This is a genomic window from Limnospira platensis NIES-39, from assembly GCF_026000695.1.
Lineage (GTDB): Bacteria > Cyanobacteriota > Cyanobacteriia > Cyanobacteriales > Microcoleaceae > Limnospira > Limnospira platensis.
Genome location: NZ_AP026945.1, coordinates 6146214 through 6168797 on the forward strand (window position 1 = coordinate 6146214; position 22584 = coordinate 6168797).

At 46.3% G+C, this 22584-nt stretch carries 28 protein-coding genes and 1 tRNA gene; 10 read left to right on the forward strand and 19 right to left on the reverse strand.

The window, feature by feature from the left end:
* Nucleotides 1-14: 14 nt before the first annotated feature.
* The 5 genes from N39L_RS30155 to N39L_RS30175 form a co-directional block, all read right to left on the reverse strand.
* Nucleotides 15-713, reverse strand: a complete 699-nt coding sequence (locus N39L_RS30155) for a helicase (protein WP_231852030.1) — start codon at nucleotides 711-713, stop codon at nucleotides 15-17.
* Nucleotides 643-957 (reverse strand): DEAD/DEAH box helicase, encoded by a 315-nt coding sequence (locus tag N39L_RS30160; RefSeq protein ID WP_231852031.1) that lies wholly within the window; start codon nucleotides 955-957, stop codon nucleotides 643-645. Before N39L_RS30160 ends, N39L_RS30155 begins: the two co-directional genes overlap by 71 nt.
* A complete protein-coding gene (locus N39L_RS30165; protein WP_050856805.1) occupies nucleotides 905-1183 on the reverse strand; it encodes a hypothetical protein in 279 nt (92 codons plus the stop codon). The genes N39L_RS30160 and N39L_RS30165 overlap by 53 nt, the downstream gene beginning before the upstream one ends.
* A gap of 492 nt (nucleotides 1184-1675) precedes the next feature.
* The gene (locus tag N39L_RS30170; RefSeq protein WP_014277257.1) at nucleotides 1676-1840 is read right to left on the reverse strand and encodes a hypothetical protein; all 165 of its coding nucleotides are present in this window, start codon (nucleotides 1838-1840) and stop codon (nucleotides 1676-1678) included.
* Nucleotides 1812-1988, reverse strand: a complete 177-nt coding sequence (locus N39L_RS30175) for a DEAD/DEAH box helicase family protein (protein WP_006616819.1) — start codon at nucleotides 1986-1988, stop codon at nucleotides 1812-1814. Before N39L_RS30175 ends, N39L_RS30170 begins: the two co-directional genes overlap by 29 nt.
* A 345-nt stretch (nucleotides 1989-2333) precedes the next feature.
* On the opposite strand from N39L_RS30175, the gene N39L_RS30180 reads away from it, so the two are divergent.
* Entirely contained in the window at nucleotides 2334-3365 is a 1032-nt protein-coding gene (locus N39L_RS30180; protein WP_006616818.1) for a hypothetical protein, read from the forward strand.
* Nucleotides 3366-3368: 3 nt separating this feature from the next.
* Here the strand turns inward: N39L_RS30180 and N39L_RS30185 are convergent, their stop codons facing one another.
* Together N39L_RS30185 and N39L_RS30190 are read right to left on the reverse strand one after the other, a co-directional pair.
* Nucleotides 3369-4655 carry a bifunctional folylpolyglutamate synthase/dihydrofolate synthase gene (locus tag N39L_RS30185; protein ID WP_006616817.1) on the reverse strand — a complete coding sequence of 429 codons (1287 nt, stop codon included), beginning with the start codon at nucleotides 4653-4655 and terminating at the stop codon, nucleotides 3369-3371.
* Nucleotides 4655-4966: a hypothetical protein gene (locus tag N39L_RS30190; protein ID WP_006616816.1), complete on the reverse strand. Its 312-nt coding sequence runs from the start codon at nucleotides 4964-4966 to the stop codon at nucleotides 4655-4657. Before N39L_RS30190 ends, N39L_RS30185 begins: the two co-directional genes overlap by 1 nt.
* A gap of 283 nt (nucleotides 4967-5249) precedes the next feature.
* Here N39L_RS30190 and N39L_RS30195 point away from each other — a divergent pair, with 283 nt between their 5' ends.
* Complete coding sequence (locus N39L_RS30195; protein WP_006616815.1) at nucleotides 5250-6086, forward strand: photosystem II manganese-stabilizing polypeptide; 837 nt, start codon at nucleotides 5250-5252, stop codon at nucleotides 6084-6086.
* A 146-nt stretch (nucleotides 6087-6232) separates the two neighbouring features.
* Here the strand turns inward: N39L_RS30195 and argB are convergent, their stop codons facing one another.
* Together argB and N39L_RS30205 are read right to left on the reverse strand one after the other, a co-directional pair.
* Nucleotides 6233-7126, reverse strand: a complete 894-nt coding sequence (argB, locus tag N39L_RS30200) for an acetylglutamate kinase (protein WP_006616814.1) — start codon at nucleotides 7124-7126, stop codon at nucleotides 6233-6235.
* Nucleotides 7127-7158: 32 nt separating this feature from the next.
* Nucleotides 7159-7317, reverse strand: coding sequence for a hypothetical protein (locus N39L_RS30205; protein WP_157888751.1), 159 nt, complete (start codon nucleotides 7315-7317; stop codon nucleotides 7159-7161).
* Between N39L_RS30205 and trpB the strand changes: the two genes are divergently transcribed.
* The 3 genes from trpB to N39L_RS30220 are packed head-to-tail and all read left to right on the forward strand — an operon-like array spanning nucleotide 7316 to nucleotide 9753.
* Nucleotides 7316-8566, forward strand: coding sequence for a tryptophan synthase subunit beta (trpB, locus tag N39L_RS30210; RefSeq protein WP_014277259.1), 1251 nt, complete (start codon nucleotides 7316-7318; stop codon nucleotides 8564-8566). The genes N39L_RS30205 and trpB overlap by 2 nt on opposite strands.
* A 2-nt stretch (nucleotides 8567-8568) precedes the next feature.
* Entirely contained in the window at nucleotides 8569-9087 is a 519-nt protein-coding gene (locus tag N39L_RS30215) for a CAP domain-containing protein (RefSeq protein ID WP_006617450.1), read from the forward strand.
* 42 nt (nucleotides 9088-9129) lie between these two features.
* The gene (locus N39L_RS30220; RefSeq protein WP_014277260.1) at nucleotides 9130-9753 is read left to right on the forward strand and encodes a ribonuclease H-like domain-containing protein; all 624 of its coding nucleotides are present in this window, start codon (nucleotides 9130-9132) and stop codon (nucleotides 9751-9753) included.
* Nucleotides 9754-10274: 521 nt separating this feature from the next.
* Here N39L_RS30220 and N39L_RS30225 read toward each other — a convergent pair.
* The 5 genes from N39L_RS30225 to N39L_RS30245 form a co-directional block, all read right to left on the reverse strand.
* Nucleotides 10275-10348 (reverse strand) — tRNA-Pro (locus N39L_RS30225).
* A 48-nt stretch (nucleotides 10349-10396) separates the two neighbouring features.
* Nucleotides 10397-10762 (reverse strand): DUF1818 family protein, encoded by a 366-nt coding sequence (locus N39L_RS30230; protein ID WP_006617448.1) that lies wholly within the window; start codon nucleotides 10760-10762, stop codon nucleotides 10397-10399.
* 12 nt (nucleotides 10763-10774) lie between these two features.
* Nucleotides 10775-11425 (reverse strand): hypothetical protein, encoded by a 651-nt coding sequence (locus tag N39L_RS30235; RefSeq protein WP_014277262.1) that lies wholly within the window; start codon nucleotides 11423-11425, stop codon nucleotides 10775-10777.
* 6 nt (nucleotides 11426-11431) lie between these two features.
* Nucleotides 11432-11659: a DNA-directed RNA polymerase subunit omega gene (locus N39L_RS30240; RefSeq protein ID WP_006617446.1), complete on the reverse strand. Its 228-nt coding sequence runs from the start codon at nucleotides 11657-11659 to the stop codon at nucleotides 11432-11434.
* Between the two features lie 16 nt (nucleotides 11660-11675).
* The gene (locus tag N39L_RS30245) at nucleotides 11676-12293 is read right to left on the reverse strand and encodes a class II aldolase/adducin family protein (protein ID WP_014277263.1); all 618 of its coding nucleotides are present in this window, start codon (nucleotides 12291-12293) and stop codon (nucleotides 11676-11678) included.
* A 200-nt stretch (nucleotides 12294-12493) separates the two neighbouring features.
* Here N39L_RS30245 and N39L_RS30250 point away from each other — a divergent pair, with 200 nt between their 5' ends.
* From N39L_RS30250 to N39L_RS30260, 3 genes are all read left to right on the forward strand, one after another.
* A complete protein-coding gene (locus N39L_RS30250) occupies nucleotides 12494-12889 on the forward strand; it encodes a RidA family protein (RefSeq protein WP_006617444.1) in 396 nt (131 codons plus the stop codon).
* A gap of 219 nt (nucleotides 12890-13108) precedes the next feature.
* The gene (locus tag N39L_RS30255; RefSeq protein ID WP_006617443.1) at nucleotides 13109-14437 is read left to right on the forward strand and encodes a S8 family serine peptidase; all 1329 of its coding nucleotides are present in this window, start codon (nucleotides 13109-13111) and stop codon (nucleotides 14435-14437) included.
* Nucleotides 14438-14586: 149 nt separating this feature from the next.
* The gene (locus N39L_RS30260) at nucleotides 14587-14925 is read left to right on the forward strand and encodes a DNA primase (RefSeq protein WP_231852032.1); all 339 of its coding nucleotides are present in this window, start codon (nucleotides 14587-14589) and stop codon (nucleotides 14923-14925) included.
* Between the two features lie 17 nt (nucleotides 14926-14942).
* Here N39L_RS30260 and N39L_RS30265 read toward each other — a convergent pair whose 3' ends face one another.
* From N39L_RS30265 to N39L_RS30275, 3 genes are all read right to left on the reverse strand, one after another.
* Nucleotides 14943-16958 carry an adenylate/guanylate cyclase domain-containing protein gene (locus tag N39L_RS30265; protein WP_006617441.1) on the reverse strand — a complete coding sequence of 672 codons (2016 nt, stop codon included), beginning with the start codon at nucleotides 16956-16958 and terminating at the stop codon, nucleotides 14943-14945.
* Between the two features lie 66 nt (nucleotides 16959-17024).
* On the reverse strand, nucleotides 17025-17672 hold the full coding sequence (locus tag N39L_RS30270) for a PspA/IM30 family protein (RefSeq protein WP_014277266.1): 648 nt from the start codon (nucleotides 17670-17672) through the stop codon (nucleotides 17025-17027).
* A 231-nt stretch (nucleotides 17673-17903) separates the two neighbouring features.
* Nucleotides 17904-19115, reverse strand: a complete 1212-nt coding sequence (locus N39L_RS30275) for a hypothetical protein (protein ID WP_014277267.1) — start codon at nucleotides 19113-19115, stop codon at nucleotides 17904-17906.
* A gap of 33 nt (nucleotides 19116-19148) precedes the next feature.
* On the opposite strand from N39L_RS30275, the gene N39L_RS30280 reads away from it, so the two are divergent.
* Together N39L_RS30280 and N39L_RS30285 are read left to right on the forward strand one after the other, a co-directional pair.
* Complete coding sequence (locus N39L_RS30280) at nucleotides 19149-19748, forward strand: DciA family protein (RefSeq protein WP_014277268.1); 600 nt, start codon at nucleotides 19149-19151, stop codon at nucleotides 19746-19748.
* Nucleotides 19749-20003: 255 nt separating this feature from the next.
* Entirely contained in the window at nucleotides 20004-20285 is a 282-nt protein-coding gene (locus tag N39L_RS30285; RefSeq protein WP_014277269.1) for a hypothetical protein, read from the forward strand.
* 29 nt (nucleotides 20286-20314) lie between these two features.
* Here the strand turns inward: N39L_RS30285 and menB are convergent, their stop codons facing one another.
* Nucleotides 20315-21148, reverse strand: coding sequence for a 1,4-dihydroxy-2-naphthoyl-CoA synthase (menB, locus tag N39L_RS30290; protein WP_006618968.1), 834 nt, complete (start codon nucleotides 21146-21148; stop codon nucleotides 20315-20317).
* Nucleotides 21149-21235: 87 nt separating this feature from the next.
* The gene (gene purM, locus N39L_RS30295) at nucleotides 21236-22261 is read right to left on the reverse strand and encodes a phosphoribosylformylglycinamidine cyclo-ligase (protein WP_006618967.1); all 1026 of its coding nucleotides are present in this window, start codon (nucleotides 22259-22261) and stop codon (nucleotides 21236-21238) included.
* Nucleotides 22262-22584 lie beyond the last annotated feature (323 nt).

Sequence of the window (22584 nt, forward strand, 5' to 3'; positions counted from 1 at the left end):
GCTATCAATTGATTTTAGGCTTTTTTTTCCTCCTTAACTTTCCGTTGCACAAAGGCAACCCCTTCCGCCATGCACTTTTCCCAAGGATCGGCGGCAGTGAGGGAAGGCAACCGACCCCTTTCCTGTTTGAACTGTAGCGCCCGCTTTGCTAACTCTCGCGCTTCTTCTACGGAGAGATTGACTCGCTTGGCGGCGATCGCCTCTGCGACCAGTTTCAGGCGTTCCCGACGAGTGGACTTAGCTAGAATCGCGTATGCTTCCCCAAAAGGATTAATCCGGTCAATCAGATCGATATCTAAGTCTGTCACCGATAGGGAAAACTGCCGCACCCCGTCAATTAGGGCGGTGTTTTTGGTGGCTACCCCGTCCCCTTCGTTACTGGTTTTCTTAGCTTGTTGTACCAAATTGAGAGCGGCTACTGCGTGTTGGCGGACGGCTTCGCGATCGCCTTCATCCAGTAGGGGGAATTTCTGTTTAATAATTTTACCCATCCGTAGTTGGGTGAGTTCCTCTGCCACCAATTCCTCATCAAATAGACCGCGCTCGATACTCGGCTTATCTTGGACAAAAGCCGTCACCAATTCCGTTAAATCTTCCCGACAAATGCGGGAGGCTTCCGGGCTTTTGGGTAGGGCTAAACCCTTAATTTCTAGCTGAATTTCCCCGCTTTGGTGGCTTAACTCCCACATTGCATCGACTCGGATCGTAGCCACTTTCTCCATAGTCAAAGCCGGGGGTGGGTTGATTGTCCGGGCGCTTGGGTTTGAACTGAAAGCGGGGGGCTAGGACTTGTTCCATTAGCAGACTGGCAGCGATCACCTTAATCGTATCATTCACCGCCTCTGTCACTGCCATCTCGCTGGCATCAGGTTCCGCAATCAAGTTGGTAAACCGGGCGCGGGTTTTACCCGGTGCGTCGCGGGTCGCCCGCCCAATAATCTGGACAATTTCGGTCAAACTGGAACGGTAACCAATGGTTAAAGCGTGTTGTACCAATCCAATCAAAGCCTTCTTTAGCCATCAGGGGGGCAATGATAATATCAACGCGATCGCGATTATCTTTGTGGGTGGGGTCCTTCAGTGCGGCTGCCACTTTATCCCGCTTGCTGGGGTCATCATCCACCAAATCGGCAATCTTGAGAATCTTACCCGGGCGCGGTTTTGACCCATTGAAATCCTGCAAGTGGAGGCGTGCCTTGCCATTCTCCCAATGCCTCAATAATATGTTAAGCGTACCGGATTTTGTCCTTGGTACTCTCGCGGGAATTAACGTTAGGAATATGCAGAAAGCGTTTTTTCGTTGGGGCCCGGTACCTGCATGATTTCATCGGTGTAGCTACCGGAGTAAAAATAATAGCCGATATCCAGTTGTTTTAGGTGTTCATAGCCGTTGAGTTGTTCATAATAGTGCACCGGTAGTCGTGGTGAAATTTGGCTTCGTCTTCGGGATGTAGGACTGCTTCGGCATCCCCCCGAAAATAAGAACCCGTCATGGCCACGATATGGGTTTTGTCGCGAGCCATCAGTTGGCGGATATGGTCTCCCAGCTTGTTGTCAGGGTTAGAGGAAACATGGTGAAACTCATCAACCGCAATCAGGCGATCGTAAGCGCATTTCTACGCCAAATTTATCCACCGCAAAGCCGAAGGTGGCATGGGTGCAAATTAAGACTTGATCATCGCGCTTCGAGAAAGGTTTTCACCGCTTCTACTTTACCGCCATCGCTGCCGTCTGGCTTGCAGAGGTTCCACCGGGGTTCAACGTGCCAATCTGCCCAAAAGCCAAACTTAGTCAGAGGTTCATCATGGAAACTAGCACCGATCGCCTTTTCCCCCGGCAACGACGATCGCTTGTTTCAGGTTCTGGTTTTCCAGCTTATCGAGGGCGATAAACATCAGCGCCCGACTTTTCCCAGAGGCGGGGGGAGATTTAATCAGCAGATATTGTTCCCCCCTTTTTTGGTAGGCGATCTCTTGATTATGGCGCATCAGGGGGGCGTTGGTGCGGGTAGAAGTGCCATCGGTGGGCGTAGGTTACGGAAACGGAAGGAATGGCGATCGCTTGCTTCATGGTAGTTCGGTGTTTCTGATTAGAGGGGGATTAACAAGTAATTTAAGGATATTTCCGGAAATATTATTCCAGTTATGGTGGTATATTGACTCATTATCTCACACAACAACCATGCCATTGTCCAGGTCTTCAGTTGCCGATTGTACGGACTCAGGAAATACAGGTCTGTTATCAAAGAAGATTCGGATTTACCCAGAAACAGCTTTGCCTAAGACCTGTTAATGTATAATGTTCCGGCAAGTCCATAACCATTACGCTAGTAGATGCCTGAAATTCCCCAATCTGCGACTGAACTCGCTGAGGTTCTCACCGAGTTGAGTGACCTTAATTTTGAACTCCCTGATCCTGAAGATGAGGAAGTTTCCGACCATGAATTTGCTCATCAGGTAGACACAGCCTGGAAAGTGTGCGATCGCTTTGATTTACAAACCGAAATTTGGCGGGGACGGATTTTGCGGGCGGTTCGCGATCGCGAAAAACGAGGCGGCGAAGGTCGGGGAATGGGTTTTCTCCACTGGCTCAAACAGCGAGAAATCAGCAAAAGTCAGGCTTATGCTTTAATTGAACTGGCTAATAGTGCTGATACTCTCCTGGCTGAGGGACATCTGAACCCCGATGCTATTAACAATTTCAGTAAACGAGCTTTTATCGAAACCGCTAAATCTTCCCCAGAAGTACAGCAAATGGTCAGTGATGTGGCCTGTGCAGGCGATCGCATCACAACAAGGGAAGTCCGCCAACTGGCTGATGAATGGACCGCTATGAGTTCCGATTTGGTTCCTGATGAAGTCCGGGAAAAAGCCGCTGTGGGAGCGCTTCCACCCCGTTATCTAGCGCCTCTGGTGCGGGAAATGGAAAAGTTACCAGATACCCACGTTGGGGAAATTCAACGAGAAATGGTCGCTAACCCTGATGTCGATACCGTGCGCCAGTTAACCTCTGATGCTCGTAGTTTAGCTAAATATCTTGATGCTGCTGCACAGGTTCAGGCTTTAAATCAGTCTTCGGTAGATCTGGAAATGGCTTTGGAAGAGGCTTTGCGGGTGGGGTGTTTAGCTACGGCTTCCGATTTGGTTAAGCAGGCTACTCAGTTGGAACAAACTATTGTTAAACTTCATAGCACTTGGCGACGAGTGGGGAGTCTCGCCGATCGCTTATATGTAGATACCGGAGCCAGTACCCCCCACTTGCGATCGCTCCTTAATTGTCTCGAACAGTTAGCCGGTCAGGTGATTGAGGTTAATCTAGGAGATAGCGACGAGGGGAAAATCCGCCTCCAAATTCTCTCGGACTGAGTATCAATATCCCCCCCCACCTGATGAGACAGCTTTCAGGATATGACCTACTAAGTATAGGGAACCACACAGGACTACTAGACTATTATCTGAATTAGCTAAAGCTGTTTCTAAGCCTACAATAGGATCGCTATGGGTTTGACAATATCCAAGTTGGGGACAAATTTCGTGGGCGAGGTGGGCGAGCCCGTTCGGCATCGCTGAACTATGATCAGGTACGGGAACTAAATGTAAGCGATCGCCAGAATGTAACGTCGCCCTGAAAATATCATCATGGTCTTTAGTGGATAACATCCCCATTACCCAGGTAATCGGACCATCAACAGTTCCCCTCTGTTGCAACTCATCCACATATTCACGCAAAGCCGCCGCAGCCGCCGGGTTATGCGCTCCATCAAGCAAAAATGAGCGATTGTCATGGCAACTTATCCATTGTAGACGACCCGGCCAGCGAGTTTTAGCGATACCCTCGATGATAGCTGTATCAGAAATCGCCCAACCCTGTTGTTTGAGAGACTCCAAAACGGCGATCGCTATAGCTGAGTTGAGCAATTGAACTTGTCCCGGCATGGGTAAAATATATTGGAAATTCCCATAACTAGCTACCGGGTGAAAAGGGTCAGACTTGAGCAATTGTGCCGGTTCGACCCAAGTAGTGGGACAGCCAAGAGTTAAAAGGCGATCGTTCACCACTTTTCGCGCTTCCGGCGGAAGGGGTCCCACCACCGCCGGACATCCTCGTTTAAGAATACCCGCCTTTTCCCTAGCAATATCCGCCAAAGTAGGACCCAGACGCTGCCAATGTTCCCGACTGAGGCTAGTAATTACACTGACCAAAGGCTGATCAATCACATTAGTAGCATCGAGTCGTCCCCCTAAGCCCACCTCAATCACCGCCACATCGACTTTCTCTCTGGCAAAATAAAGCCAAGCCGCCGCAGTAATCACCTCAAATTGAGTCGGTAACAGTTCATCAGAAGAAATAGCCCTGATCACATCTTGCAGTACAATCTGCAAATCCCGATTATCTATAGGAACCCCATTGATACAAATTCTCTCAGTCCAATCGACCAAATGGGGAGAAATATAGCGCCCCACACGATATCCCGCTTCCGTCAGCACTGAGGATAAATAGGCACATACCGACCCTTTACCGTTAGTTCCAGCAATATGCAAAACAGGGACTTGGTAGTGAGGATTATTTAACCTCACCATAAGCTCTGTAATGCGTTCTAAGCCAAGATTAATGCCAAAACGTTCAAAAGACCCCAAAATCGCATCTATACTCACTACGCCCCCTTATTGTCCGGATCAGAGGGGGTTGATAAATCCAGATTTTTCAAAATGAATCTTAGGGATTTACGGGGAATATATGGCCATCCCCCTTGGGCTTCTATCTCGCGCAGTAAATGATAAAGTTCCTGTCTGTTCTTGGGTAAAGTCTTCTGAAACACATCTTCTCGGATTTTTTGGTGAAGCTGTTCTAAGGTTCGCAATAGGGATAACAGCATGAGGGTGTCATCATTAGCTTGGACGGTCAAATCCTGGATATTCTGGGTCAACAACTGCAATTGAGCCTCAAAATCAGTCTCCTGCTCCATAATTTCCTATTATGATTATGCTTGTTCACGATTTCATCATAGATCTAACCTGCTACCAATTTCCGCTTAAATCCGTAAATAAACCCAGGTAAAAACACTTAAAGCCGATAAATTTGTACTTCTGGTCACAAAAAAGTCGTAATCAGGGTAAAATGCTGTATTGGACAGCCCCCATTAAAATGGGGTGGGATCAGGTGACTCGCTCAATCTAGGGAGCGGGGAGCGTCGATTCTGCCAACTAGAAAATTATGTCACATATCGATTTTGGATATTGAGGTTGAAAATGAAATATCGCGCTTTAGTGGCGACATTCTTGGCATTTTGCCTTTCGGTACTCACAGCTTGCTCTGAAAGTCCATCCGCAAAAGATCCATCATTACTAACTTATGATGATATTCGGAACACTGGTTTAGCGGTTAACTGTCCGAGTCTTCCTGAAACCGCCCGGGGTTCAATTCCCCTTGACCAAAATGCTTCCTATGAAATTACAGGCTTGTGTCTGCAACCTACTAGCTACTTTGTGAAAGAAGAACCGGCTAATAAGCGACAAGAGGCTGAGTTTGTACCAGGCAGATTGTTAACTCGCTTCACTTATAGCTTAGACCAGGTTCGCGGTCTCTTGAAATTTCAGCCAGATGGCAGCCTGAAATTTACTGAAAAAGATGGGATTGATTTTCAGCCCATTACCGTTTTACTCCCTGGTGGTGAGCAAGTGCCATTCCTATTCACTATTAAAGGGTTAGTAGCCACCAGTCAACCTGGACTGACTAGCATTAATACTTCTACCGACTTCTCTGGGGATTTTAATGTCCCTTCCTATCGGGGTTCAACTTTCCTCGATCCGAAGGCACGGGGTTTGGCTTCTGGTTATGATAATGCTGTGGCTTTACCTGCTACTGCTGACGAGGAAGATTATGTTAATGCCAATGTTAAACTTGCTGATACCAAGTTTAAGGCTGGTCATATTTCCCTACAGGTAGCTAAAGTTGATGGCGAAACTGGCGAAATTGCTGGCATTTTTGAAAGCGAACAGCCTTCTGATAATGATTTAGGTGCGAAAGAAGCTGTTGAGGTGAAAATCCGTGGTGCTTTCTACGCTCGTATTGAGCCTAAAGCATAGTCAACAACCCACCACTAATGGCAGTAGCCCTAATTGACGAATTGGGGCTACGGTGCAGATGAGGCATACCGTGCCAACAAGGGTTGCCCCTTCTCCGGGGTGCGGGCTAGATAGCCCGCTATATGATTAAGTGACGGGATTGGCTATTAGTATTTAAGGTCAGAGGCTACTAACATAGAGCCAATTCCCGCGTCGGTAAAGATTTCCTGAAGCAAGGCATGGGGAAGGCGACCATCGATAATATGGGCGGCGCGTACTCCCTGGGCGAGACTCCGCACACAGCAGGTAACTTTAGGAATCATACCGCCAGCCACAATTCCTCGTTCAATCAGTCCCCTGGCTTCCTGAATGTCTAACTTGGCAATGAGGGTCTCGGGTTTATGGTAGTCCTCTAAAATTCCGGCTGTGTCGGTGAGCAAAATCAATTTTTCGGCCCCTAAAGCGGCGGCGATTTCACCAGCAACAGTGTCAGCATTGATATTGTAGGCTTGACCTGTTTCATCAGATGCTACGCTGGACACTACAGGAATATAACCGCCATCAACTAAGGATTCTAGTAACTTGGTATCAATACTGGTTACCTCTCCCACAAATCCTATGCCCTCTTCACCCTGGGGACGAGCGCGGATCAGGTTAGCATCTTTACCACATAATCCTACTGCTAAACCTCCTACCTGATTGATGAGGGAGACAATTTCTTTATTGACTCGCCCCACGAGTACCATTTCGACTACATCCATTGTGGGGGCATCTGTGACCCGTAAGCCGTTTTTGAATTGGGGTTCAATTCCCAGTTTCCCTAACCAGGTATTGATTTCTGGGCCTCCACCATGTACTACCACTGGCCGAATACCAACACAGGACAGCAGCACAATATCTCGCATGACAGTATCTTTAAGGTTACTGTCTTTCATGGCCGCGCCGCCATATTTAACGACAATGGTACGACCAGCAAATTTTTGGATATAGGGGAGTGCTTCGCTGAGAATTTGGACGCGAATGGTCTGGTCTATTTGGGAAAAGTCACTATGTTTGAGCATGGTAGGGCATATAAAAATCTCGCTTAATGATTTTAGCTGCGATTCAGACAAGTATTGTGGGCTGTGTCCGACAAACTTATGTCGGAAATAGCTTTGATGTACAGACCAATATCAACTCCTAGGGCGATTGTGCAACCTGTCTCGAAGGGCTTATAATCATTGGATGTACTGAAAATTAATCCCCTGTTCATGACAACCACTCCCCTACATTCCAACTCATCAACGAACCCCAATCCAGTAATTGACCCATCTGTAGGACGGTTTGGGCAATTTGGTGGTAAATATGTCCCGGAAACTTTAATGCCAGCTTTGGCCGAACTGGAAGCGGCTTTTAAACATTATGTGAGCGATCGCGACTTTCAAAGGGAACTAGAAGATTTATTGCGGGACTATGTGGGGCGGCCGAGTCCCCTGTATTTTGCCCCCCGTTTAAGCGATCGCTATGCTAGACCTGACGGTAGCGGTCCGAAAATCTACTTAAAACGGGAAGACCTCAACCATACTGGCGCTCATAAAATCAACAACGCCCTCGCCCAAGCTCTCCTAGCCTGCAAAATGGGCAAAAAACGGATTATTGCGGAAACTGGGGCGGGTCAACATGGAGTCGCTACCGCTACGGTTTGCGCCCGCTACGGCTTAGACTGTGTAATCTATATGGGCGTACAGGATATGGAACGCCAAGCCCTGAATGTCTTTAGAATGAGGCTATTAGGGGCAGAAGTCAGACCGGTGGCAGCGGGAACCGGAACCCTGAAGGATGCCACTTCTGAGGCGATTCGGGATTGGGTGACGAATGTGGAAACTACCCACTATATTCTGGGTTCTGTGGCTGGCCCCCATCCTTACCCAATGATGGTGCGAGATTTTCATGGGGTGATTGGTCGGGAAACCCGCGCCCAGTGTTTAGAAAAATGGGGTGGTTTACCGGATATTCTGATCGCCTGTGTTGGTGGTGGGTCGAATGCTATGGGGTTGTTTTATGAGTTTGTCAATGAGTCCTCTGTGCGTCTAATTGGCGTAGAAGCAGCCGGATCTGGTATTGAGACCGGAAAACACGCCGCCACCCTAACTCATGGGCGTGTGGGGGTTCTACATGGCGCTATGAGTTATCTATTGCAGGATGATGATGGTCAGATTATTGAAGCACATTCTATTAGCGCCGGGTTGGATTATCCGGGAGTGGGACCGGAACACAGCTATCTGAAGGATACCCAACGGGCTGAATATTACAGCGTTACTGACCGGGAGGCGGTGGATGCTTTAGGGCGTTTATCCCAGTTGGAGGGTATTATTCCGGCTTTGGAAACTTCCCATGCGATCGCTTATTTAGAAACTCTCTGTCCTCAACTCGAAGGTAGCCCTAATATTGTTCTCAATTGTTCGGGACGGGGTGATAAGGATGTGCAAACAGTAGCTAAGTTTCTTGATTCAGAGATTTGACTATGACACGCAATTTAATGGCTTTGGCTTCTGTGGGAATGGGGTTAATCTTGGGTTATCATTTCCTCCCGGAAGTGGGTTTTTTCTCAGTGGTTAATCCCTCAAATTATGTGATTGCTTCTACCAGAGATATTGCTAGTTTGGAACGACAGGTTCATCAACAGGTGAATGAGTACCGCCAAAGCCGAGGTTTGTCACCTCTACAACTGGACTCTCGTATCAGTAATGAGTCTCGCCGTCATTCGGAGGATATGGCGACGGGACGGGTTCGGTTTAGCCATGATGGTTCAAAAGAAAGGTTTGAGGCTGTCGGTAGTCAGATCCGCTTCCGCCAAATTGCTGAAAATCTGGCTTATAATTATGGTTATGCTGATCCGGTAAAGCAGGCGGTTAAAGGTTGGATTGATAGCCCGGGTCATCATAAAAATATGATCGGTGACTATTCTTTGACTGGAATTGGTGTGGCTATAAATGCTAAGGGGGAGTATTATTTTACCCAGATTTTTGTCCGCCCTCAGTGAGAGGATATATGGTTCAATAAACCACCAGAGGGGTGCGTGATTATGAATGATTTTCAGGTGTGCGATCGCGATTTGAGTGATTCTCGTGTTTCGGAGTTCATGGAAGCTGAGGCTTTGGCTATCGATACGGAAACTATGGGTTTATTACCTTGGCGCGATCGCCTCTGTTTGGTGCAAATTTGTGACCCGAAAGGACAGGTGGTGGCGATTCGGATTGAACGCGGACAAAGGGAAGCACCCAATTTAAAAACCCTTTTAGAAACCACTAATATCCTCAAGGTTTTTCACTTCGCCCGGTTTGATGTCGCTACTTTGCGCCATAATCTGGGGATTGAAGTTAACCCAGTATTTTGTACTAAAATTGCCAGTAAATTAGCCAGGACTTATACTGGCAAACATGGCTTAAAAGATTTAATCATGGAATTGGAGGGGGTGGAATTAGATAAATCTTCTCAAAGTTCCGATTGGGGAAATGCTGCAAATTTATCGGAAAATCAGCTTAATTATGCAGCTAATGATGTGCGATATTTACTATCAGCTAAAGATAAGTTAAACCAGATGCTCAAGCGTGAGGAACGCTGGGATTTAGCCCTGGATTGTTTCCAATGTTTGCCGACTATTGTAACCTTAGATTTAATGCAGTTCGATGATATTTTTAAGCATTAGTCAATCGTGGGCTTAATTAACAGTTAAGTTAGAGCATAGGTTTTCGGATAGGACTAATGGCTAATTCTCGCAACCAATTCCATCTCGATCGCGATCGAACTTATGGGGGTCAGAACCGATCACCCGAAACTGCGATCGGAGATATCCTTACAATTTAGATCTGGTGGGTAAGGTGGGATGCAAATATCAGGATAGGAAGGGTCACATTTAGCCCGAGAATTGTCTGTTCTTTTCCTTGCTGTCTGGTTGACCACTGGCTTAGTTGTCGGGTTACCTTGTCCTCCCGTAACCGCATTTGTAGCAGCAACTGCGGGCGGGACTACCAAAAAAGTGACCGCGATAAACACACCTAGAATAATTGCAAACAGCGTCCGTTTCATCTCTTCCAACTTGGTTCGATTGAGTTACAATAGTTTCTACCCCTATGCTAGGTGCAAATTGTCTGCAAATTGGCTGCAACAGAGCGACTACCGGGTTAAGTGTTCCCGTCGCTCGCCCTTAGGATAAGGGTTTAAGTAAAATCGGAGCGGCGGGATTTGAACCCACGACCCCCACTACCCCAAAGTGGTGCGCTACCAAGCTGCGCTACGCCCCGATGTGCTTCACTAGCATAACACACATAATCGAAATTTCCAACAACTTTTTAGAACATTTTTAAAATTTTCATGGCGGCCAGAAGTTCCGGGACTGCCTCCGGGGGCCAACTTCCCTCACAGCGCCGCCCGTTACTCAGAATAAACTCTAGGCTGTAGGCGTGGGGTACGCCTTCTAGCTGTACCCAAAGCCGATCGCTTTCAGCTTCACAGGTGAGGCGTTCGGAGTCCATAATTTCCGCAGCTATTTGGCTAACGGTGTCGGCGAGTTGTCCACACAGACGACACAAATCATCTAATTCCGGTTCCGTTAACTCAACCGCCCATCCTTCTCCCCCGACTAACCCCTTAAACTCCGAGGCGTTGGGGTCCCAGCCTAACCGCCAGCCAGCCCCATTTCTCAAAATTTTGTCCATTTGTTAACTCAACTAAGGAAGCAACAATTCTGAGTCTCCCGGCTGGGGAAGGGGAGGGAGGGAAAAACGGCGATTATCACCAGCATTTGATGGGGGAGGTGTTGACGGCGGGTCTGCTGGGGGTTGTCTTTCGGATACGGCATCAGCAGCGCTAGGATTAAAGATACCGACGAGAACATCAACTAAGGCATCCCGTTGTTGTCTATTTAAGGAGCCGATCGCCTTTTTGTCTCCCTCTAGGGGATTTTCCCGCAAAACACGAGCGCGGGGGTATTGCTCAGGCCGCATTATTTTATTAGCACCTAAATAATCAGCCAGGGTCAGTTTCCAGTCTAGGCGAAATTGGGTAGGGCGATTTTGGATATAAACGTGATAGCGAATTAGCCGATCAATTAGGGTGTTATCTTCGGCAGGTTCTCCGGTTTCGGTGGAAATGTGGTGATTTTCCTTGGGTAGGTCTGGCAAAAGTTCATATACCTGTTGCCAAACATCACGCACCCGCAACATTCCCCCTTGGGCTAATTGTGAGGAATGCTGGGGGGGGATTTGGGCGCGGGTCGGAGATTTGGTCAATGTAGCGATCGCTGTGAATAGGACCAGACTCGCGACTGCTAATGCAACGAGTCTAGGATATGGCGATCGCTTTATGGAACTTGGTCTCATGAAACTTTAGCGATCAACAATAATTTCGGGTTGGGTCAACTCATCGGACATTTCCACAATAGCCCGCATAACTGGCTTCATCAGATTATCGTCAAAATTATCAAAATCCTCGTAGCGGCACTGCTTGGCGCGTTTAGCGACCTGAACAGTAATTTTATAGCGGTTAGAGGCAGCATCAAACAGTTGTACTGCGCGACGATTGATTTCTAAGGAATCGATAGAACGTCTTTGCATAAGACTCCAACTATAGTTATGTTGTCGGATATATGTTAACCGATTGTAGCAGAATTTCCCCAGCTTCTGTCAAATTCTGACCAAAACTCAAAAAGCCGTCTTGATGTCCTCCCATGACTAAAATTTGGTGATCGGCTAGATTTTCCTGTGCAAATAAACGGAACATTTCCTCTGCCATTTGCGGGGTTCCATAGGGAACATTAGGGTTAGTGGTGGGAACTTTAAACATTAATTGCTGCCAAATTTGGGGATTATGAACATGGGCGATCGCCTTAATTTGAGGTTGATGGCTATATATGGCAGCATGAGTTAAGGCTTCTGATGAGGCTTGAATCGGACCGCGACAGGTGATCCAATTTTCCTGCCAACTAAAATCGGAAACCAAGGTATAATGCTGGGGGGTTAAATGGGCTAGGTGTCCGGTTTGGGTTCCAGTGATGATAAATTCTCCAGAGTTTCCCAGACGCACACTGATATTACCAAACCCTATGCCGTTGTCATAGACTCCAATGAGTCCCAAAGAATACAAGCGATCGCGCCAATACATTAACTCGGCTAAGACTGGGGAGGCTAAGGGTTCAGCCTCTATCCAATTACATTGATATTTGATAACACCTTCATCAATCATAGTCATTTCGAGTTAACTGCCACTGCGGTAGGTTGGAGAATATTACCCGGCAATAATTCCCTCCTAGAGTAATTTTATACTGTGTTGTTGATCCGGGCAATGATTCGGGCAATTTCGGGAAGATGAAAATAGAAAAAGGGGCGATCGCATATTGACGATCAGGTGTAAAATAAGCATCAACAATAGCAGTTATAACCACCCCAAATATGAAGCGTCAAATCATCTGCACCAATCACGCCCCGGCTCCTGTGGGGCCTTATAGCCAAGCTGTAATCGTCAATGGTATGGTATTTGTATCTGGCCAAATTGCGATCGACCCAGAAACCAATCAACTGATGGGTTCAGGAGATATCGAACAACAGACTAAACAGGTAATGGCGAACCTAGAAGCGATCCTTACTGCTGCCAAAAGCAGTTGGTCAGAAGTAGTCAAAACCACCATTTTCCTCAAGGATATGAGCCATTTTAGCAGCGTAAATGAAATTTATGCCAAATTTTTCGATTCCGAAAATGCTCCCGCTCGTGCCTGCGTAGAAGTAGCCAGATTACCGAAAGATGTATTGGTAGAAATAGACTGCATTGCTACAGTATCTGATAGCTAAAATCTCAACCTTGCCGGAAATGGTTGAGAGGTCAACGAAGTTGAGGACTGACAACCACAAGAGGTGCGAACCCTTCACCCCAGATGTCAGTATATTAGTAAACTGGGGTCAAATAGTTAAATAGGTAGGGAATGGTTCAACCTAATCAAGGTAATCCTAAACCAGATTAGTGAACCTGTCTACCTAGGTAATTCCCATCAATTCACAGGACATAAGATAATGACCATTAACCCCAAAATTTCACCAGCTTTTGCTCCGTTTTTATCCCACACCGACCCCCAAGGGAAACAAGATGCGATCGTAATTTTCCAGGGACAGTACCCCACAAATATCGCGCCGCGTGACTCTCAACAAAGATTTAATACTATCCAGCAAACCGCCACCAGTCACCAAGCCGAAGTCAGCAAACTAGCAGCCAGTTATAAAAGTGCTGTCGGTCAAAACTTCAATGTCTCTGCTATTGGTTCAGGTGCATTACCCATTGCTACAGTAGAAGTGACCGCCGAAACTTTACCAGCTTTAGTGGAACAACCAGGAGTGGTAGCAGTTTTACCTAACCAAAAAATCAAATTAATTGAACCTAGTGCCATTGACTATCAACAATTACGGAGGCAGGAAGAAAATAACAAGTTAACCTGGGGATTAGAACTATTAGAAATTCCCAAAATGTGGGAAAAGACCAAAGGTAAAGGGGTTACAGTATCGGTTCTCGATACGGGAGTACATGGAGATCATCCAGCCTTAAAAGACCGGGTTAAAGGGTTTGTAGTCATCGACCCTTTAGGGCGACGAATTACGGCTACGCCTTCCTTTGATGGTGGAAATCATGGGACCCACGTTTGTGGTACTGTGGCTGGTGGTAAAACAGAAAGTGGGGTTTCAATTGGTGTCGCCCCAGAAGCGGACTTACTAGCGGGAGGGGTTCTGATTGGTAATGCCACCCTGCGAACCTTAATCGAGGGTATTTCCTGGTCAATTGAGAATGGGGCAGATGTGATAAATATGTCGTTGGGTATGAGTTACTATGAGCCTCTATTTGCCCAGGTTTTTGATATGCTGATCAATCAATATGATATTCTGCCTGTGGTGGCGGTCGGTAACGAAAATCATGGTAATACTAGCTGTCCTGGAAATGCTCATAATGCTTTCTCTATTGGGGCGGTGGAAATGCTCCCTAATTCGGAACTGGGAATTACATTTTTTAGCAGTGGCGCGAGTTTAGTATTTCCAGATGATGCTCCTAACCGCTTAGTGACTAAGCCGGATATATCCGCCCCTGGGGCTCAGGTTTATTCGGCTGTTCCTCCGACTAAACAGGCTAATGGGTCTTTTGAGTATACTTATATGGATGGTACATCTATGGCGACTCCCCACGTGGCTGGAGTGGTGGCGCTATTGTTAGCTGCACAACCTGATGTTCCAGTGAGCAAAATTGTGGAAGTGTTGCGAGAAACAGCCGAACACCCTGGGGGAGAACAAATGCGCCCGGATAACCGTTGGGGATGGGGGTTAATTAAGCCTTGGGAAGCTCTACAAGCTCTGAAATAGGTTTAATGATTATATTAGGGGGGGTGGTTTTGATGATGCCATACGGCATAATTGGATTAACTTTGCTGGGGGTGGTGCTAGGAGATGCTAACCCAGCAGCGCTCCCCCCATTAACCCCATTAAACAGTTGCGTTAGGGAGAACTACCAGATGAAAATTAGCCCCGAATTTGCTGCTCGTTTGGCGGGTCTCAAGTCTCAGGAAAAAATCCGGGTTCTGGTTTTCCTCCAGGTTCCCCCATCTAATCATCAGCGATCGCCACGTCTATCTCCTGAACAGCGAAAAGCTGAAATGGTTGCTACACAAAAGGCGGCGGAAAGTTCCCTGAATCAGATTAAGCCGATTTTGAATCAGTATAATGGTAAATTACTCGCCCCTAGCCCTAGTTTACTGGGTACTATTCCGGTTGAAATAACTGTGGCTGGTGTTTATGTCCTCAGTCAATCTAATGCGGTTAAATCGATAATTGAGGATCAGGATATTAACTGATAGATAGATGGTAATCATTAGGAAATATCTACTACTGGTTTTTTCCCCAATAACCAATAAGTAGTCATCTGTCCTTTTCCTTTGACGGGAATTAGACCGCGTTTTTTAAATATATAATTATACTTGAGACGGTGGTAGGTTTCCTCGGTGACTTGAATAGAACCGGGTGTTCCTGATGATTCCATGCGGGAAGCAATATTAACCGCATCTCCCCATAAATCATAAATAAATTTTTTAATCCCAATTACCCCAGCTACCACGGCTCCGGTATTGATACCAATGCGAATTTGGAATGATTCTGAACCCATTAAATAACTACCTTGAAACTGTTTCATTGCTGCTTGCATTTCTAAAGCCATATCGGCGATCGCCTCCGCATGATTATTTTGCGGTAGCGGTAAACCTCCCACCACCATATAAGCATCGCCAATAGTTTTAATCTTCTCTAATTTATGTTTATCGGCTAGGTTATCAAAAATCGAAAACATTTCATTAAGTAAACTCACCAACTCAATAGGATCCATGCGCGCTGATAGGGGAGTAAATCCCACAATATCAGCAAATAAAATAGTGACTTCTTCAATAGCAGAAGCGATAGCTTTTTTATTGGCTTTCAACTGGTCAGCAATAGGCTTAGGTAAAACATTCAGTAATAACTCTTCCGATCGCTCTTTTTCTTGAAACAGCGCCGCCGTCCTTTCTAATACCCGTTGTTCTAATTCGCGGTTAGTCTTTTCTAGTGCAATAAATGAATCCCGCAAATTTTGTATCATCATATTAAAGGATTCAGATAACATCCCCAATTCTCGAATCTTCTCAACTTTTACCTGTTGATTTAACTCAGCACTAGCGGTCGCATTACGAGCCCCACTAGCAATAGCACTGGAGGCTTCACTGAGGCGTAAAATCGGTTCACTAATCCATCTAGCAGTGAGAATACCCAAAATTATTGCTAACACTAACGCCGCCATAAATAATAAAATTGTGATGCGGGTATTTTCATGGATCTGTTCCATAAAATCCGCTTCAGGAACCACCACCACAATTAACCAATCAATTCCCCTAGGGTCAATCATGGGAGTTACCTGGACAAACTCTCGCCGACTATTAGCATAAAAACTGAGGCGATCGTGATTGTTTATTTCACTAATATCAGCCAATTTATCAAATAAATATTGGGCAGTTTCTCTGGTCATTATATCACTGCTTTCGACTGCCAAAATTCTTTCAGTGTCGCGATTTTCTTCATCCGTAATAAAGGTTTTTTCGAGGGTAGAAGTTCCCACTAAATAACCATTACGTTCCACAATAAATGTCTGTCCGGTTTTGCCAATTTCTAAGGTACCGAGAAACTCACTAATGCGCTTTAAAGTTAGGTCACTGCTGGCTACACCGAGTAAATTTCCTTGGGAATCATTAATTGGTCGATTAGCAGAAACCACTAAGGCTTGGGAGCCAAAATACCCATAAATCTCACTCCAAACTGGCTTACCCGCCTCTACCGCTACCAGATACCAAGGTCTACCTCTAGGATCATAATTATCGCGGGAACTCACCAACTCAGTTCGGTTCCCTTGATCATCTGTTAACCATTTTTCTAACTGACGATTAGTGCTATCAGTTAAAATATCAAATTCAATGGAACCATCATCATAGCGTCCCGCGCCAATATAATCCCCGTTTTCCATACCCATACCAATATAGCTGGCGGTGGGGAACTGCTGTAATTGTGTCCATAGATAGCGTTCTAGTGCGGGAATGTTATCTATGGAAATTAACCCTTGATTGATAGCATCAACATTAATTTGATTAATCAGGTGAGGAGTTTCCAGATAGGTATTCATTTCCTGTTTAATCCGGTTACTAACCTCAACTTGTAACTGGGTAGCCAGGTCATTTATGGCGCGAGTTCTATTCCGATAAGACAACCATCCTGTTAATCCGAAAGCTATAGTAATTTGTAGTAAAAATGGAACAATTAAGACCAGACGTAAGGATAACTTGGGTATAGGGGGTATAATAAATAAGCGCATGATTGATTAGTAGAGCCTCCCCAGATGTCTAAACCGAACCCGTGAAATATTGATAGGATTTGATGGTCAATGCGATCGCCATCGGATTTGAGCTTTGATGGCATTTAACTCAGCTTCAATTTCGGCATCAGAATAGTTATCATTGTTGTATTCATCCCCCAAGCTGATTAATTCTGGCGATCGCACTTCTAATTCAATAGCTCGCTCCTCAAGGCGGTCTATAATCCTAGTATAATCAAGGCTTTCCTCCATTTCATTCAAACGTTGGTAAGCCTCCAGAGAATAGGATCTAGACCGATACAGATCCCGCTGAGTTTTAGCATTAGCTGCACGCTCCGAGAGTTCTCGTAAATTAGATTTAAGTTGTGCCAAAATTTGTTGCTGTATCTGCAACTGTTCTTGCATCTGACTAGCTGTATGTAAGTAAGATTTCCTACGAATTAGAGCCTCCCGTGCTACCGATTCAGAACCCTTTTGCAGACCCAACTGAGCCCTTTTGTACCACTCCTGGGCACTTTTTTCAGCATCAATATAATCCTGTTCTATTTGTTTTTGGGTGCTACGGGTATCAGCTATGATCTGTCGTAGTTGAACTAGATCTGACTGCATTTGGTCTATAGCTTCATTCAGCAGTGTTTCAGGATCTTTAGTTTGGTTAAATAGGCGACTAACATGGGAGCCCACCATCTGCCAAACTTGATTCAGGATGTGCATTTATTATGGCTTGAAAAGGTGAACATTTGACAAGTATTCAGAGATTTTCAACGGACAGGCTCGCCGCCTGATACTAGGGAGCGATCGCCGGAATACCTAGCAGGTTAACCTCTCCTGATTATAGTCTCTCGTTAGCGGAAAATCAGCAGCAATTCACTGGGTTAGACTGGTATTAGTATTAATACCTCTGAGTTTTGAAGAGGGGTGACCATGTAAACCATGATTAAATCCTTACTCTCCTGGTGATGGGGTATCAAATTGAACGGCAATTCCTTCGGCTCGCAATTCTTCAGCGAGAAGTTTAGCAGATTCGGCATCACCTAAAGCCCCCATTTGAATTTTGACACCTGTTTTAAATCTGCGGATGTATGCATCAGGAACCACTTGGCGAACTGTTTCCAGCCTGGCCTCATTTTCGTAATCTGTTACCACATAATAAAATCCATCTTCAGCCCTCACAGGATTGGCATTAACTTGGGTAGGGGTAGGGGTATTAGCTGGGGTGGAAGCATTAGCTTGGGGAGTGGTTCCGCCTGCGGGTGCGGGTGCGGGTGCGGGTGCGGGTGCGGGTGCGGGTGCGGGTGCGACAGGTTGAGGTAAAAGTTCCTGGGATAAGTTATTAAGTCCGGGACCAGTAGGAATGACTACGGAGGGAGATGGAGCGGGAGGAACTGTTGCGCCGCCATCTATTGGAGTTCCTTGGGGTGCAGTGGTAGGGAGGTTGGGATTAGGATTGATGGTACTGAGGGTATTAAGATCTAGCTCAACAAATTCCTGGGTAGCCAGGTTAGGAGATGTGGGTTCTACTGTGTTGGTATCTATTGGCTCAGAAGTAGGAGTCTGTGAATCCCTAAATAGGCGATTGAAGCCTAGTATTTGCAAGCCGGCACCACCTGTGACGACATAGCCTAAAATGGCACTAGAAATAAACAGCAGCAGCATAGAGACCATCCCCAAGGGGGTAAATAATCTCTTAGTCCAACTTTTACTTTGTCGCTGTTTTCTATATTCGGCACGTTTTTCGATGCTGCTAATCAGTTTTTCGGTGGATTCTAGGTAGCCTAGGGGTGAGGTGGCGCTTGAGGTTTCGGCGGCAGAACCATTACCGTTGGCTGTTGTCTGGTTTTGGTTGTGGGGAACAATGGGAGCCGGCTCTGGTAATAGGACTGATTCCCACCCGGTGGGGGGGCGCTGTGGTTCTGTTTGGGTAGGGGGTAATTCTGGAGTTATTGCGTTAGGAGCGATCGCCCCTGGAAATGATGGCGATTGGCTATTGGATGACTCCCTAGGCTGTTGATTATCGGATTGAGATTGCCGTCTATATCGGCGATAGCGGGTTAGTTCCTGCTCTAGTTTTACGTCTAGGCTTTCCAAAACCGATTGGAGGACTGGTTGTAGTTGGGGGGGGGAGGAGGTAGCTTGAATTTGAGAAGATTGGCTCATAACAAAATTCCTGGAAAATGGGGTTGATTTTAATTGAACTTTGAATCCATTGATCAGATTATAAGTACCTTTGCTGACCGGATTTTAACGCCGGAACAACAGCAGTTTCAGCTAGTGGTTAGCCATTGGCCTGATGTGGTCGGAAAATCAGCACAGGCTCATACTCGACCCATAACGATTTACCGAAATATTTTGCAGGTGGCTACTTCTAGCGCTGCTTGGACTCAGGAGCTGACTTTCCAGCGTAAGCAAATTGTCCGACACCTAAATCAGTGGCTGTGTGATCCTTTGCATGATATCAAGTTTTCCACGGCTCAGTGGTCTCATGGGTCTTCTCTTTTGGCGGCGGGTGCTTTGACGGAAACGACAGATATTAACCAACATCCCAGCACTATCCCTGTTAAGGGAGAATTTGGGACTATTGATCAGGTTATATCTGAGGATGTGGCTGCACCGAAAACGCCGATCGCTGCTTGGGAAATTTGGGCTAGTAAAATCCAAAGGCGATCGCAACATTGGCCCCTATGTCCTCAATGTCACTCCCCCACCCCTCCCGGTGAACTAGAACGCTGGTCTGTTTGCCACATTTGCTTTGCCGAACTCCTGACACCTGATAAATGCCAAGACAAATAGGGGACTCAATCAATTAGCGTTGATCCCCAATTAGTTTTGATTACTTTAGACTTGATCCCCGATGCTTTACATTTCTTTAACAAACTAGCTAAGTTTGTATCTATATATAAAGAGAATATAAAACAATTATAAAATTTCCTGAACGATAAAAACGGATTCTAAGGCATACTGGATAAGGGATGACGGATTCTAGGCAGGGATCAAGGATATACGAGAATATAGGTATTGGATCATTCTTTAGCGAGGAAGCCTGCTATGGGAGCTTCAAACCTGTTAACGTCTGCTTGTCGTTGTTGTCAACACTACACTCCTGAGGGGAGACGTGGCGGGCTATGCCATCAACTCCACGTTCCGGTCCAGGGCAGTTGGAAAGCGTGTCCCCTAGCACTTCCCGTCTTTGCACCTTCTTGGGAAACGGTGGATACAGTAATTCATCTGAATCAAACTCTCCCGACCCTACGAGAAGCAATGGTGGGAGACTTCCCAAATATAACTGCAACTCACCCAGAATTAGAAGCTTCAAGGGTTCAACCCTGAGAAGCGATCGCTGTTTAGCGCGAAGGCGGTCAAGGAAGCCAGGGATACTGACGAAAATCTGGTTTTCGTTTTTCCAAAAAAGCCTGTTTTCCCTCTGCCCCTTCCTCGGTCATATAATACAACAAAGTGGCATTCCCTGCCAACTCCTGTAACCCCGCCTGACCATCACAGTCAGCATTGAAAGCGGATTTCAAACAGCGAATAGCGATCGGGCTTTTTTCCAGAATCTCCAACGCCCATGTTATCCCTTCAGTCTCAAGCTGATCAACGGGAACGACACAGTTAACTAAACCCATATCTAAGGCTTGTTGGGAATTATACTGCCGACAGAGGAACCAAATTTCCCGTGCCTTTTTCTGACCGACAACACGAGCCATATAACTGGCTCCAAAGCCGCCGTCAAAACTGCCAACTTTTGGCCCAGTTTGACCAAAAATGGCGTTATCAGCGGCTATAGTTAAATCACAAATGAGATGGAGAACATGACCACCGCCGATCGCATAACCTGCTACCAGGGCGATCACAACTTTAGGCATTGATCTAATTAGGCGTTGAAGATCGAGAACGTTGAGACGGGGGACACCGATATCATCAATATAACCAGCTTCACCGCGCACACTCTGATCGCCGCCGGAACAAAAGGCATATTTGCCATCTGTATGGGGACCAGCCCCGGTAAACAGAACTACACCGATCGCCTGATCTTCTCTGGCATCTGTAAAAGCATCATACAGTTCAAATACGGTTTTCGGGCGAAAGGCATTACGCTTATCAGGGCGGTTAATGGTAATTTTGGCGATTCCGTCCGCCTTACAATAGAGAATATCTTGGTAAGTTTTAGCGGTCTGCCATTGAATGGACATTGCTTTGCTAAGGTCGCTTTGGTATTTGAGCCTGAAATACTATTGTATCTCAAACGGGCTTTTTTTTAGCGAAAACTTATGCTGTTGCTAGTCCAAACCAATTAGTTGTCGATTTCCAGGGACGACCTCCCCGATTGTATAACTAGGGATATCCTGGGATTGAAAGAATGCGATCGCCTCTGAGGCGTGATCGGGTGGTACAAAAACGACAAAGCCAATACCCATATTAAAAGTTTCCCACATAGCACTTTGGGGAACATCTCCCAAGTCAGCTAACCAGGTAAAAATGGGGGGAACCGGCCAACTGTGGGGAGTGATGCGAATAGCAGCATTTTCAGGAAGAGATCGGGGCAAATTTTCCGGTAGTCCTCCGCCAGTAATATGAGCCATACCATGAATAGGTAAACCCTGAGCAATAGCATTAAGAATAGGTTTGACATAAATGCGGGTGGGAGTCAAACAGACCTGGCCAACAGTTTGACCATCAAATTGAGTAGGGCGGTGGTTCCAATCAATGTGGCGATCGGCGATAATCTTACGGACGAGACTAAAGCCATTACTGTGGAGACCACTACTGGCTAAAGCGATCGCCACATCTGCGATCTTAACCTGACTACCATCAAGTAACTGTTGCTTTTCGACAATACCGACACAAAAGCCAGCCACGTCATACTCACCGGGTTGATAGAAACCCGGCATTTCAGCGGTTTCTCCCCCCAATAAAGCACATCCAGCTTGTTGACAACCGGTAGCTATTCCGGTGACCACCTGGGTTAATTGTTCTGGTTCTAGTTTTCCGGTAGCCAGATAATCGAGAAAAAACAGAGGGGCTGCACCACAGGTCAAGACATCATTAACACACATAGCCACCAAATCAATACCGATAGTATCGTGGCGGTCAACAGCATGAGCGATCTTTAGCTTCGTACCGACACCATCAGTACCAGATACCAGGACGGGTTGACGGTAGCCTGTGGGTAACTCAAAGCACCCGCCAAAACCCCCTAAACCACCCAAGACTTCTGGGCGATAAGTTCCTTGTAGCAGATCGCGGATACGGTTAACAAAATCCCGACCCGCTACCACGTCAACACCAGCTTCTCGATAATCCATAATTGATTTTTGTTTTGTGTGTTCAGGCTTGGCCCCGTAACTCTCTGATAAGGCTTATAAGAAACTTTAATACTTTTTGCAACCACTGACTATTGGGTAAGTAGAAATTACCCCAAGTCTTGATGACCGGGAATTTGGGCCGGAACCAAACTGTCCAGTTTGTCAGTCCGACGGCAAACTATGCCCCCAGACTAGATCCCCAAATAGAAAAGTTCGTGCTAGTGTGTTGCAGTTCCTTCAACCCAAGCGAACAGGAAATTGAGTAGCGATGACTATGGGGGTGTAATAGCCTGCCATGTAGGGTCTAAGTCAATTTCAGTTCA